We start from the raw sequence: 12,643 nt of genomic DNA, 5'->3' as shown, positions 1-12,643 counted from the left end.
GATGTCAGGGGACATTACGGGCGAACCACCGAGCCACTCAGCGACCGAACCCCGCTGACGGATCGAGGTCAAAGGTGGGTCACGTCGTGCCGCGGACATTCAAGCTCGGTGTCAGGACGATAGGGGGTGGCAGTTCGCCTACGAGGAGTTTGTCGACTTGGTGGATGGCCAGTTCGCCCAGCCGTCGCTTGTCGAGGTAGAGGGTGGTCAGTGGCGGGTCGACCAGATCGACGACGCTCAGCCCGTCGTAGCCGACCAGTGCGCAGTCGCCTGGCACTTGGACGCCGAGCCGGCGGGCGGCCCGGAGCGCGCCGATCGCAACCAGGTCGTTGAAGGCGACCACGGCGGTGAGGTCTGGGCGCGCGGCGTACAGCGCCTCGAACGCGGCGGCGCCCCCGGCCGGGGACTGCTCACCCATGACAACCCAGCCCTCGCCGACGGGCAGCGCATGTTCGCCGACGACTTCGAGAAAGGTGCGGCGCCGGACCATCGGGGCGCTCACGCACTCGCAGTCGATCATGCCGATCCGGCGGTGACCCCGGTCGATGAGGTGCTGCATCCCGGCCCGGATTCCGGCCGCGGTGTCGATGTGGACCAACGCGTGGTTCGACGATTCCAGCCCGCGATCGACCAGAACCAGCGGCACGGTGCCCACGTACGGCTCGAGCTGCGCATCGGGATGGCTGATGTAGCCGACAAGAGCGTCAACCTGTTGCCCGAGCGAGCGGACCAAGGCCAGCTCCCGGGACCGATCGTTCTCGGTGCTGGCCACGAGCACCTGCCAGTCGCGTTCGTCCGCGGCCGCAATCACTCCTGCCACGAACTCTGGGAAGAAGGGGTTGACCACGTCGGGGACGATGAGCCCGACGGATACGACGTCCGGGCGGGCCAGCCCCCGGCCGAACCGGCTGGGCCGGTACCGCAACTGCCTTGCGACATCGAGCACGCGTTGCTGAGTCCCCGGGTCGATCTCCCCCTTGCCGTTGATCGCCCGGGAGACGGTCTGATGGGACACGCCTGCCGCCTGAGCAACGTCGCGGAGCGTGACGCGCTTGACGGTTCTCACACCCCGCGCCCGCTGGTCTTCCGTTTCCCGCTGTCCGGCCACGCTGCCCACTCACTTCTGTTCCTGTGCCGCCGTGTGTCCAAGTCAATCAGGTTCACCGGCCTGCCGCGCCATCGCCAGCCCGGCACTGCCAGGAGAGCAAGGCAACGCCAGAACGCCGCTGGCGGCTCGTGAGCCGTCTGGCGGCGGGCGTTGACGGAATCTGCTCCCCTGAGCAAGAATCCCGTTAACGGTCACGTTAACGGTCACGTTAACGGTCACGGCAAAGCGAAGGAGAGCACAGTGGCTTCTTTGAGGGGCCCCCTACCGCACGAACCCCACCCGACGTTCCGTGGCGTGTTCCGCACATGGCACGCAAAGGCCGGCGTCTTTTCGGCGCTGCCAGACGCACCTGTGGAGCCGGATGATCCACAGCCTTGGTGGCGCCAACTGAGAGTTCGGCGGCAGAAGCCGAGCAGCGGTGGATCTTCGCTCAGTCGGTCCACAGCGCGTCCCCGGGGCTGTCCTGCTCCCAGTGGGGATGGTCGGAGCTGACAAGAAGTGTTCGCGTGGCAGGGTCCGACAGCAGCCCCAACATCAGATGCCGTACCCGGCGCCGGGGTTCGACCCGGGCGAACCGGTCGGATATCCGGCTCATCGGGCCCTCGAACGCTGATGAGGGCAGCCTCCCCGGGTGATCGACGACCTAGCCGACGCGACCTGGGGCTGTGAACGCGACGACCTCTTCCTACGCATCGGCCACCGCTTCGGCCGAGCCGACCTGCGACGCCGCATGCGCGACTACGTCCGTGCCCTGCTCGGCCCGGTCGGCGAGTCAGGGCGTGGCACTGCCCGATGTCGTTCTCGGGGAACTGCACGCAGCGCTGGCCCGCCACGCTGCCTCACGCCCCGCCTGACGAGGGGGGCGGCCCGCTTCGTCCTGCAGGGGTCGGCGTCCGGCGATGGCGCCGCCGGGGTCGTCCAGGAGGGCGATGCGGGCGGTGATGCGCTTGCCGACCGGCTCCCGCTGCGCTTCGAAGCCCTGGGCGACGGCCATGACGATCTCCAGACCGTGCTGCCCGACTCTGCCCGCGTCGGCGGCCCGGGCCACCTGCAGCACCGGATCGCCGTCCCACACCACCACCTCGACCGTGTCGCCGACGATGCGCGGGTCCACCAGCACCGGGCCCGGCGCGTACTTGCGGGCATCGGTGACCACCTGGGTGAGGTCCGCTGCGAGACCGGCAGGCCGTTTGCTTGCTCGGCGGCTTGCCTGCGACCGTGAGTCTGTAGGACACCCGCATTGGCGGTCCCTCATCGACCTCGCGGCGGTGGGGTGCAGGCCCGGCTCGGAGCGGTTTGCGATATCAGCGTCGGCCTGTGCGAGGTCGATGGTGATCGGCTCCGGTGACTGTCCGTCGACGGAGCACAGGCGGCGGCCGGCCATCGCTTCGTGAGGGTGAAGGACGCACGACCATCCGGGCGTCGACCGCGTGGCGCGCCCTTGACCGTGGTCCGTGTGGTGTGCCCTGAAATCTTGTGACGGCTCAACCGTGAAGGAGACACACGGCATGTTCGGACAGTCGCAGGCGTTCAGCGGTTTCGCGGTCGACGACCTCGGCGAGGCCCGCCGGTTCTACGGTGAGACTCTCGGTCTCCAGGTGGAGGAGACCGGGGAGGGGGACATGCGGATGCTGACCCTCACACTCGGCAGCGGCGCGCGTGTCTTCGTCTATCCGAAGGAGACGCACACCCCCGCGACGTTCACGCTTCTCAACTTCCCCGTGGACGACATCGAGGCCGCCGTCAATGAACTGGAGCGGCGCGGCGTGAACCTTGAGCGCTATCCCGAATTCGACCACGACGAGAAGGGCATCGTCCGTGTCGGTGACGGCGGTCCTGCGGCGATCGCGTGGTTCACCGACCCGGCCGGGAACGTTCTCTCCGTGCTCCAGGAGAACTGACGAGCGGGGCCGGTTGGTGTGAGTGACCCTCTGGGCTCGGCGGGCACGCGTGCTGTGTGGAGTGCGCGTGCCCGCCATGGAAGCGCTGCGGGAGCTCTGAGGGACCAGCGTCCCTGCCCCCGCCCGGACATCGGGTTCAGGCCAGGTCGAACCGATCGAGGTTCATCACCTTGTCCCACGCGGCCACGAAGTCACGCACGAACTTGTGTCCCGCGTCCGGGGACGCGTAGACCTCCGAGACGGCTCGGAGCTGGGAGTGTGATCCGAAGATGAGGTCGACCGCGGTGGCGGTCCACTTGAGCTCGCCTGTGGCGCGATCCCGGCCTTCGAACACGTTCTCGTCCGAAGTCGACGCCTTCCACTCCGTGCCCATGTCGAGCAGGTTGACGAAGAAGTCGTTGGTCAGTGTCTCCGGCCGGTGAGTGAAGACGCCGTGTGACGATCGCTTGTAGCCGGTTTTCAGGATCCGCATGCCGCCGATTAGTACCGTCACCTCGGGGGCGGTCAGCGTCAACAGGTTGGCGCGGTCCAGCAGGAGTGTCTCCGGCGACAGCTTCTCGCCCGCGCGGACGTAGTTCCGGAATCCGTCGGCCCTGGGTTCCAGCACGGCGAACGACTCCACGTCGGTCTGATCCTGCGAGGCGTCCGTGCGCCCCGGTGCGAACGGGACGGTGATGTCGTAACCGGCGTTCTTCGCGGCTTGCTCGACGGCCGCGCACCCGCCCAGGACGATCAGGTCAGCAAGTGAGACCCTCGTGCCGCCGGCATGTGAGCGGTTGAAGTCCTGCTGGATCTGCTCCAGCTTCTGCAGCACCTCGGCCACCTCGGGCAGGTGGTTGACCTCCCAGTCCCGTTGCGGCGCGAGGCGAATCCGTGCCCCGTTGGCCCCGCCCCGCTTGTCGGTGCCGCGGAAGCTCGCCGCCGACGCCCAAGCGGTGGTGACCAGCTGGGAGATGGACAGCCCCGAGTCGACGATCCGGCTCTTGAGAGCGGCGACGTCCTCGGCCGCGACGAGTTCGTGATCGACCTCGGGGACGGGGTCCTGCCACAGTTGCGGCTCGGGAACCCACGGGCCGAGGTAGCGCGTGACGGGTCCCATGTCGCGGTGCAACAGCTTGTACCACGCCTTGGCGAAGGCTTCCGCGAGCTTTTCCGGGTTCTCGTGGAAGCTCTTCGAGATCGGGCCGTAGACCGGATCCAGCTTCAGCGCGAGGTCCGTCGTCAGCATCATCGGAGCGTGCCTCCTCGACGGATCATGAGCATCGGGCACCATGCCCTTGGCCGAAGGATCCGTGGGAGTCCACTGCTTGGCACCGGCGGGGCTCGTCGTCAGCTCCCATTCGTACCTGAACAGGTTGTCCAGGTACCCGTTGTCCCACCGGGTCGGCGCGGAGGTCCATGCGCCCTCGAGCCCACTGGTGAGCGCGTCGGTGCCCTTGCCGCTGCCGTACGTGTTCCACCAGCCGAGACCCTGTTGCTCGACGGGTGCGGCCTCGGGTTCCGGGCCGATGTACGTGGGATCGACCGCGCCATGACACTTGCCGAAGGTGTGGCCGCCGACGATGAGCGCGACCGTCTCCTCGTCGTTCATCGCCATGCGCCCGAATGTCTCGCGAATGTCCCGGGCGGCGGCCATCGGATCCGGGTTTCCGTTGGGCCCCTCCGGATTGACGTAGATCAGTCCCATCTGCACGGCACCGAAGGGAGCGCCGAGTTCCCTGTCGCCGCTGTAGCGCTCATCTCCGAGCCAGATATCCTCGGGCCCCCAGAAGATCTCCTCGGGTTCCCAGATGTCCTCTCGTCCGAATCCGAACCCGAACGTCCTGAATCCCATCGATTCCATGGCACAGTTACCGGCGAAAACCAGAAGGTCGGCCCAGGAGATTTTCTGTCCGTACTTCTGCTTGACCGGCCACAGCAAACGGCGCGCCTTGTCGAGGCTCGCGTTGTCCGGCCAACTGTTCAGGGGGGCGAAGCGCTGAGCGCCGCTGCCGCCACCGCCCCGGCCGTCGGCGACACGGTACGTGCCCGCGGCGTGCCAACTCATCCGGATGAAGAGCGGCCCGTAGTGGCCGTAGTCGGCAGGCCACCAGTCCTGTGACGTCGTCATCACGTCGAAGACGTCCTGCTTCAGTGCGTCGAGGTCGAGGGTCGCGAACTCTCTCGCGTAGTCGAAGCCCTCGTCCATCGGATTGGAGCGGGACGAGTGTTGGTGGAGAATTTGAAGGTCCAGCTGATTCGGCCACCAGTCCCGGTTCGTCCTGGGCCGAGTCGGCGTGGGGGTCGGAGAGGCGATTGCCGGGTTCTCGCTTTCGCTACCGGACACGTCTTCCTTCTTTCTGTATCGGTGATTCCACGCACCATGCCGATGAATGTGATGTCGGCGTCCGTATAGTCGCGCACCACAGACGGCACCGCTACGAAACACGCAGAGCACCCCGCATGACAAACGCGCGAGCAAAGGCTTTTTTTTGACTGCCCTGACTCTCGTGAAGCGGACGGCGCGGCACACCGGTGAGTTCGGCCATGCAGCCGAGGTGTTGCCCACTGCGGACTTGTGACTGCCGCCACCCCGGGAGGTCGGCCTTACGTCGATGCTGCCCGGAGCCATCTGTACCACCGGCAGACGAAGAACCCGCTGGGAGTGACCCAGGTAAGGGACTTCACCAAGTGCCGCTACCCGCAGGAGGACACACAGCCAGGTATGCACCCTCGCCGATGGATCGCCATTCGGCGATACATGTCGCCACAGCGGTGCCGCCACCTACCTAGGCTCGTCCGATCTGACCAACATGCCGGATTTTTACGCAGCGTAGTCAGCACCAAGTCAGCACGGGAGTCAGCACCCCACCACCAAAATCATGCACGAACAGTGCAACTCGGACAGCGCGTTCGCGGGCCCGATGGAGGCTCTCGTAGAGGCTCCGGCCAGGCCCTCATGGTGGCCACGCGCACATCTGCACCCTGAACTATGGTGTCCCACCACATGTGCCACTGACCTGCGGATTCCTACGGTATGGCGACACGAAACGTCCCCGCCAACCGCCAGGAAGTGGTACCGATGTCCTCCCCCGCGACCGCTCCCCCATCCCCGGAAACCCCCGCCAGCCTCAAGCGCATCGTCGCCGCCAGCCTCATCGGCACCACCATCGAGTGGTACGACTTCTTCCTCTACGGTTCCGCCGCGGCCCTGGTCTTCAACAAGCTGTTCTTCCCGGGTTCCGACCCGCTGGTCGGCACGCTTTTGTCGTTCCTGACGTACGCCGTCGGATTCGCGGCGCGACCGCTGGGCGCCCTCGTCTTCGGGCACTACGGCGACCGGCTCGGGCGCAAGAAGCTTCTGGTGCTCAGCCTGTTGATGATGGGCGGGGCGACCTTCGCGATCGGTCTGCTGCCCACGCACGCGACGATCGGAACGGCAGCTCCGGTGCTGCTGACCGTGCTGCGCCTGGTGCAGGGCTTCGCGCTGGGCGGCGAGTGGGGTGGGGCGGTGCTGCTGGTGTCCGAACACGGAGACGCCCGCCGGCGCGGCTTCTGGGCGTCGTGGCCGCAGACCGGGGCGCCCGCGGGACAGCTCCTCGCGACCGGCGTGCTGTCCCTGCTGACCGCCACCCTGTCGGACGCCGCGTTCGTCAGCTGGGGCTGGCGGATACCGTTCCTGCTCTCCGGTGTGCTGGTGATCGTCGGTTTGTGGATTCGTCTGTCTGTCGATGAATCGCCCGTCTTCAAGCAGGCGTTGGCACAGGCCGAGGCGCGCCGCACGGCAGGGCCCGGCGACGCCGAGAAGCTGCCGGTCGTCGCCGTGCTGCGCCACCACTGGCGGGACGTCCTGGTGGCGATGGGCGCGCGCATGGCGGAGAACATCAGCTACTACGTGATCACCGCGTTCATCCTCGTCTACGCCACCACCTCGGCCGGCGTCTCCAAGCAGACCGCGCTCAACTCGGTGCTCATCGCCTCGGCCGTGCACTTCGCGGTGATCCCGGGCTGGGGCGCGCTGTCGGACCGGATCGGCCGCCGTCCCGTGTACCTGCTGGGCGCGGTCGGGGTGGGCCTGTGGATGTTCCCGTTCTTCTCGCTCATCGACACCGGCGGCTTCGGCAACCTGGTCCTCGCGGTGACGGTGGGTCTGGTGCTGCACGGCGCGATGTACGCACCCCAGGCCGCCTTCTTCTCCGAGATGTTCGCGACCCGGATGCGCTACTCCGGCGCCTCCATCGGCGCCCAGTTCGCGTCGGTCGCGGCGGGCGCGCCCGCACCGCTGATCGCCACGGCGCTGCTGTCCGACTACGGGAGTTCCACGCCCATCGCGCTGTACGTCATCGGTGCGGTCGTCCTGACGGTCGTCGCCGTGGGAGCGGCCAAGGAGACCCGCCAGCGGGACCTGGCGGACGTCGAGCCCGCGGCCGACGCGGAGCCCACACCGGCCCGGACCGCGGACGCTCGTACTGTCTGACCCGCTCCGGAACGCGCCCCCGTACGCCCGCGCGTACGGGGGTCAGCGCTGCGCCGGTCCCGACAACCGGTGCAGGCGCAGGGCGAGTTGTATCTCCAGGGCACGCGGGGGGCTCTGCCAGTCGTCGCCGAGGAGACGCCCGACCCTTTCCAGCCGCTGGGCGACCGTGTTCACGTGGACGTGCAGCTCGTCCTTCGTACGAGCCGGGCTCATCCCGCAGGCGAAGTACGCGTCGAGGGTGCGTACCAGGTCGGTGCCGCGTCGTGCGTCGTAGGCGACGACCTGGCCGATGGTGCGGTCGACGAAGCCGGCGATGTCCCGGTCCCCGGCGAGCAGCAGCCCCAGGAAACCGAAGTCCTCCGCGGCGGCTCCGTCCCCGGAGCGGCCGAGCAGCCGCAGGGCGTCGAGGCAGCGGCGACCCTCCTCGTAGGCGGCGGCCACAGCGTCCGGGTGGGCCGTGAGGCCCTCCACCGGGGCGGAGGCGCCGACGGTGACCGCCTCGTACACGGCGGCGCCCAGATGGCGGGCGGTGCGGCGGGCCAGCTCCGTCGCGGTGTCGTCGAGTTCCAGGGGCAGTAGCAGGACGGTGCCGCCGTCGCGGGCGGCTGCCAATCCGTGCCGGGTGGCGGCGAGGTGGGACGCGGCGGACCACAGGCGTCTGCGGGCGGCCGCCTCCTGATCGGCGTCGGCCGCGGCGCCGTCCAGGCGGGCGGCGAGTACGACGTGCCTGGCGTCGAGGTCGGCATGCAGCCGGGAGGCGCGCTCGCGCAGCAGGCGCGGGTCCCGGTCGCGGGCGTCGAGCAGGTCGTCCAGCAGTTCGCCGCGCACGCGCTGTTCGGCTTCGGCGGCGGAGCGTCGGGCGAGCAGCAGCAGCGAGGTGACCATGGCGGCGCGCTCCAGGGTGCGCTGGTCGACCGGGTCGAGCCCCGGGTGTCCGCGCAGTACGAGCGCGCCGAGCAGTTCGCCGCCGGCGGCGACGGCGGCGATCCAGTCGTCCGCGTGTCGCACCGCGTGTCCCTCGGCACGGGACACCTCCAGGGCCTGCGCGGGTGCGGCGGCGGCCTCGGTGAACTCGACCGTGCCGTCGAGGATTTCGGAGACCGCGGCCGCCACGTCGTGGACGCCGCCGCCGCGCAGGACGAGTTCGGCGAGCCGGTCGTGCACGTCGGAGGCTCGCTCGATGACCCCGCTGCGGTCCCGGATGATCTCGTTGGCGCGTTCCAGGCCGGCGAGGGCCGAGCGGGTCTCGGTGAGGAGGTTCGCGGTGTCGATGGCGGCCGCGGCAAGCGCGGCGAAGGAGCCGAGCAGGGCGATCTGCTCGCGCTCGAAGACGCGGGCCCGCCGGTCCGCCGCGTACAGGACCCCGATGACGTGGTGTCCGAGCATCAGCGGCACGCCGAGGATGGCGACCAGGCCCTCGTCCCGCACGCCCCCATCGATGGCGTGGGTGTGCTGGAAGCGGTCGTCCTTGAAGTAGTCGTCGGTGACGTACGGACGGGCCGTCTGGGCGACGAGGCCGCCGAGCCCCTCCCCCATCCCGAGCCGCAGTTGCTGGAAGCGGGCCGCGACCGAGCCCTCGGTGACCCGCATGTAGGTGTCGCCCCGCACCGGGTCGTTCAGGCTGAGGTAGGCGACGTCGGTGCCGAGCAGCGACCGGGCGCGCTGCACGATCGCCTGCAGCACCGCGTCCAGGTCGCGCAGCCCGGCCAGGTCGTGGGCGGTCTCGAAGAGCGCCGACAACTCGGCCTCCCGTCGGCGCCGCCCTTCGAGCTCCGCACGCACCCGCAGCGCGATCAGCTTGGCCTGTTCGAGCGCGGCGACCCGCTCGGCCGGCCATCCCTCGGCACGGGCGAGCAGCGCCGGCTGCTCGTAGGCGTCGGCGGACGCGCCGCGGGCGAGCAGTTCCAGGAACGGCGCCGCAGCGTCGCGTGCCGACGCTGCGGCGGCGACATCGGAACGCTCGGCGGACTGCACGTGATCGCGGGACATGCTCACAGGATTCACCATCACCCGACCACCCCGTCAGCCCTGTGGAAAACTCCGCCGGCGACCGGCACCGCCCGCTTCAGTGCGCGGTCCAGCCGCCGTCGAGGACGAGCGAGGTGCCGGTCACGAAGGAGGCCTGAGGGCTGCACAGGTAGGCCACGGCCTCCGCGACCTCCTCGGGTTCGATCAGCCGTTTGACGGCGCTGTCCAGCAGCAGCACCTCGGACAGCACGCGCTCCTCGGGGATGCCGTGCGTGCGGGCCTGGTCGGCGAGCTGCTTCTCGACCAGTGGGGTGCGCACATAAGCGGGGTTCACACAGTTCGAGGTGACCCCGTGGGGGGCGCCTTCGAGGGCTGCTGTCTTGGACAGTCCCTCCAGGCCGTGTTTGGCGGCCACATAGGCCGACTTGTAGGCCGAGGCTCGCAGACCGTGCACGGAGGAGACGTTGACGATACGGCCCCACCCCTGCCCGTACATGTGGGGCAGGGCGCCTCGGATGAGCCGGAACGGCGCCTCCAGCATCACGGTGAGCACGGTGTGGAAGACCTCGGGCGGGAACTCCTCGATGGGGCGCACCAGTTGCAGCCCGGCGTTGTTGACGAGGACGTCGGTCCCCGCGGCGGCGAGTTCGGCGGCGTCCAGGTCGGTGAGGTCGAGGACGTGCGGTGCGAGGGTGCCCGCGAGGCCGCGGGCCTGTTCGGCGAGCGCCTCGAGGCCCGCGGCGTCCCGGTCGACCGCTCTCACCTTGGCCCCGGCGGCCGCGAGCCGCAGTGCACAGGCGCGGCCGATGCCGCCGGCGGCGCCGGTGACGAGGGCGGTGCGGCCGCCGAGGTCGAGTGTGGGGGCGGGGGCGCCGTGGGGGCCCGGGAGGGCACTGCTAGCGGTCATGCCTCGACCCTAGGCAGCACCCGAGCCTCGCCCCATGTGGTCGTCACCCACACTTCACTCGGAACTCGTGGGGTCGAACCATGTGGGTGCGTCAGATAGGGCTTGCTTGATCCTGAGGTGGGCGAAGTCGTTCAGCTCGGGCAGGGCGTCCACCGCGAACCAGCCCACCTCCAGCGACTCGTCGTCGTTGACCCGTGCCTCGCCGCCGAGGGCCCGGCAGCGGAACGAGATGTCCATGTACTGGCAGACGTCGCCGTTGTCGTACCTGACGGGCTTCAGCGCCTGGACGACGATCACCCGCTCGACGACACAGTGGACCCCCGTCTCCTCCTCCACCTCTCGCACCGCGCAGACCGCGGGCTGCTCCCCCGGCTCCGGGATGCCGCCGATCAGTGCCCACTTGCCGGTGTCGGAACGGCGGTTGAGCAGCACTCTGCCCTCGTCGTCGAAGACGACGACGCTGACACCGGGCAGCCACAGCAACTCGTGGCCGGCGGAAGCCCGGAGGGTACGAATGAAGTCAGGAGTAGCCATGCCCCGACCCTAACGGGCCGACTCCGTCACCCCGTTGGACTTCCCCGGGCGTCCGACGGGCGTACGGCTACACGCCACGGGCGCGCCGCCCGCGCACACCGGCGCCCACGGCCCAGCCGAGTCCGCCCGCGGCCACCAGCACCAGCGCGATCTCGGGCAGGATGCCCAGCCGTGTGGCGGGCGTCTGGGAGGACCGCAGAGGCACCTTCTGCACCAACGAGTCGGCGACGAACATGCCGGTCTTCTGCGTGATCCTCCCGTCCGGCATGATGATGGCGCTGACACCGCTGGTCACCGGAACCGTGACGGTCCGGCTGTGCTCGACGGCGCGGACCCGGGACATGGCGAGCTGCTGGTAGGTCATCTCGCTGCGGTCGAAGGTCGCGTTGTTGCTGGGCACGGAGATCAGCTGGGCTCCGTCGGTGACCTCGGAGCGCACGGCCCAGTCGAAGGCGGCCTCGTAGCAGGTGACCAGCCCGACCTTGGCGCCGTCCATGTCGAACACGCCTGGCTTGCTGCCCCGGCTGAAGTCCTGGCGGACCATGGAGGTCCATTTGTCGTTGATCGCCCCGATGAGCGAGCGCAGCGGGAGGTACTCGCCGAAGGGCTGGATCTGCCGCTTGTCGTAGGTGTCGACGGGTCCCTTGGCCGGGTCCCACAGAATCTGCTCGTTGTAGAGCTTGCCGTCCCGTTCGACGACACCGCCGACGGAGATCGGCACGCCGATCGCCTTGGCCGCCTCGTCGATGACGGCGCGCGCGTCGGCATTGGCGAACGGGTCGATGTCGGAGGAGTTCTCCGGCCACAGCACGAAGTCCGGCTTTGCGACCTTGCCCGCCTTCACCTCGGCGGCCAGTCGCTCCGTCTCGCGCGCGTGGTAGTCGAGCACGGCCCGCCGCTGGGCGTTGAACTCCAGACCCGCACGCGGCACGTTGCCCTGGATGACCGCGACGGTCACCGTGCCGTCCTCGGCCTTGTCGCTCACCAGCGGCCGGGCGGCCACCGCGCCCACCACGGGCAGAGCCACGCTCAGCAGCGCGACGGCCGCCGCGGACCGCCGTACCGTACGTGTGCGCCGCCCCTCGAGGACCAGGCGGACGACCTCGTAGAGACCGAAACCGCACAGGGCCACCGCGAAACCGAGCACCGGGGTGCCACCCACCGCGGCGAGCGGGAGGAAGACCCCGTCCGCCTGGCCGAACGCGATCTTGCCCCACGGGAAGCCGTTGAAGGGCACACGCGCACGTGCCGCCTCGCCGGCGATCCAGATCGCGGCCGCCCACACCGGCGCACCCGGCAACTTCGACACCGCGGCGACGCCCGCGCCGACCAGCGCGACGAAGATCGCCTCGATCACGACCAGGGCGATCCAGGGGCCGGGGCCGACCTCCACGCCGGTCCACACCAGCAGGGGCAGCAGGAAACCGAGGCCGAAGAGGTAGCCGAGACCGAGGCCCGCCTTCCAGCTTCGGCCGCGCAGCAGCCAGCCGAAGACGGCGAAGGCCGGCAAAGCGAGCCACCACAGGGTGCGCGGCGGGAAACTGACGTAGAGCAGCACTCCGGAGAGCGCGGCTGCGGCGGCCGGGGCGAGACGACGCAGGAGCCGCGCCCCGCGCGATACGGGCGCGGTCGGGGGCTCTACCTGGTCCGACTCGTCCACGGAGGTTGCGGTGACGGTCACTGTGGGAGTGTACGGCGGCTGACCTCGGGGCCGACAGCGCGGTCCACGGCGGCCACGGCGAGCGTCCCGCGGCACTGCGGGCGCAACG

At 69.4% G+C, this 12,643-nt stretch carries 9 protein-coding genes and 1 pseudogene; 2 read left to right on the top strand and 8 right to left on the bottom strand.

Annotation, left to right across the window (positions count from 1 at the left end; translation table 11 throughout):
* Positions 1–79 precede the first annotated feature (79 nt).
* The 3 genes and pseudogenes from ACFWWR_RS38855 to ACFWWR_RS38845 all read right to left on the bottom strand — a co-directional run.
* Entirely contained in the window at positions 80–1,117 is a 1,038-nt protein-coding gene (locus tag ACFWWR_RS38855; RefSeq protein WP_383876123.1) for a LacI family DNA-binding transcriptional regulator, read from the bottom strand.
* 421 nt (positions 1,118–1,538) lie between these two features.
* Positions 1,539–1,703: a hypothetical protein gene (locus ACFWWR_RS38850; protein ID WP_384308377.1), complete on the bottom strand. Its 165-nt coding sequence runs from the start codon at positions 1,701–1,703 to the stop codon at positions 1,539–1,541.
* 288 nt (positions 1,704–1,991) lie between these two features.
* Positions 1,992–2,363: pseudogene (locus ACFWWR_RS38845) on the bottom strand (ATP-binding protein); the annotation flags it as partial.
* 253 nt (positions 2,364–2,616) lie between these two features.
* Here ACFWWR_RS38845 and ACFWWR_RS38840 point away from each other — a divergent pair.
* Positions 2,617–3,009 (top strand): VOC family protein, encoded by a 393-nt coding sequence (locus ACFWWR_RS38840; RefSeq protein ID WP_383876122.1) that lies wholly within the window; start codon positions 2,617–2,619, stop codon positions 3,007–3,009.
* A gap of 136 nt (positions 3,010–3,145) precedes the next feature.
* Here the strand turns inward: ACFWWR_RS38840 and katG are convergent, their stop codons facing one another.
* Positions 3,146–5,335 (bottom strand): catalase/peroxidase HPI, encoded by a 2,190-nt coding sequence (gene katG / locus ACFWWR_RS38835; RefSeq protein ID WP_384308417.1) that lies wholly within the window; start codon positions 5,333–5,335, stop codon positions 3,146–3,148.
* 735 nt (positions 5,336–6,070) lie between these two features.
* On the opposite strand from katG, the gene ACFWWR_RS38830 reads away from it, so the two are divergent.
* Positions 6,071–7,465, top strand: a complete 1,395-nt coding sequence (locus ACFWWR_RS38830) for an MFS transporter (protein WP_383876120.1) — start codon at positions 6,071–6,073, stop codon at positions 7,463–7,465.
* 42 nt (positions 7,466–7,507) lie between these two features.
* On the opposite strand, the gene ACFWWR_RS38825 is transcribed toward ACFWWR_RS38830, so the two are convergent.
* The 4 genes from ACFWWR_RS38825 to lnt all read right to left on the bottom strand — a co-directional run bounded on the left by ACFWWR_RS38825 (position 7,508) and on the right by lnt (position 12,555).
* Positions 7,508–9,454 carry a helix-turn-helix domain-containing protein gene (locus ACFWWR_RS38825; RefSeq protein WP_384308374.1) on the bottom strand — a complete coding sequence of 649 codons (1,947 nt, stop codon included), beginning with the start codon at positions 9,452–9,454 and terminating at the stop codon, positions 7,508–7,510.
* 76 nt (positions 9,455–9,530) lie between these two features.
* On the bottom strand, positions 9,531–10,340 hold the full coding sequence (locus ACFWWR_RS38820; RefSeq protein ID WP_383877084.1) for a 3-hydroxybutyrate dehydrogenase: 810 nt from the start codon (positions 10,338–10,340) through the stop codon (positions 9,531–9,533).
* Positions 10,341–10,394: 54 nt separating this feature from the next.
* Positions 10,395–10,874, bottom strand: coding sequence for an NUDIX domain-containing protein (locus ACFWWR_RS38815; protein WP_383877085.1), 480 nt, complete (start codon positions 10,872–10,874; stop codon positions 10,395–10,397).
* 67 nt (positions 10,875–10,941) lie between these two features.
* Complete coding sequence (gene lnt / locus ACFWWR_RS38810) at positions 10,942–12,555, bottom strand: apolipoprotein N-acyltransferase (protein ID WP_383877087.1); 1,614 nt, start codon at positions 12,553–12,555, stop codon at positions 10,942–10,944.
* Positions 12,556–12,643: the final 88 nt, after the last annotated feature.

Source organism: Streptomyces sp. NPDC058678 (assembly GCF_042714835.1).
Lineage (GTDB): Bacteria > Actinomycetota > Actinomycetes > Streptomycetales > Streptomycetaceae > Streptomyces.
Note: the sequence above shows the minus strand (reverse complement) of the source record. Positions and strands in the feature narration are given on the sequence as shown.

Coding starts and splice junctions, on each gene's coding strand:
- ACFWWR_RS38850 (WP_384308377.1), bottom strand. CDS start 1,703: ATGAGCCGGATATCCGACCGGTTCGCCCGGGTCGAACCCCGGCGCCGG.
- ACFWWR_RS38840 (WP_383876122.1), top strand. CDS start 2,617: ATGTTCGGACAGTCGCAGGCGTTCAGCGGTTTCGCGGTCGACGACCTC.
- ACFWWR_RS38830 (WP_383876120.1), top strand. CDS start 6,071: ATGTCCTCCCCCGCGACCGCTCCCCCATCCCCGGAAACCCCCGCCAGC.
- ACFWWR_RS38825 (WP_384308374.1), bottom strand. CDS start 9,454: ATGTCCCGCGATCACGTGCAGTCCGCCGAGCGTTCCGATGTCGCCGCC.
- ACFWWR_RS38820 (WP_383877084.1), bottom strand. CDS start 10,340: ATGACCGCTAGCAGTGCCCTCCCGGGCCCCCACGGCGCCCCCGCCCCC.
- ACFWWR_RS38815 (WP_383877085.1), bottom strand. CDS start 10,874: ATGGCTACTCCTGACTTCATTCGTACCCTCCGGGCTTCCGCCGGCCAC.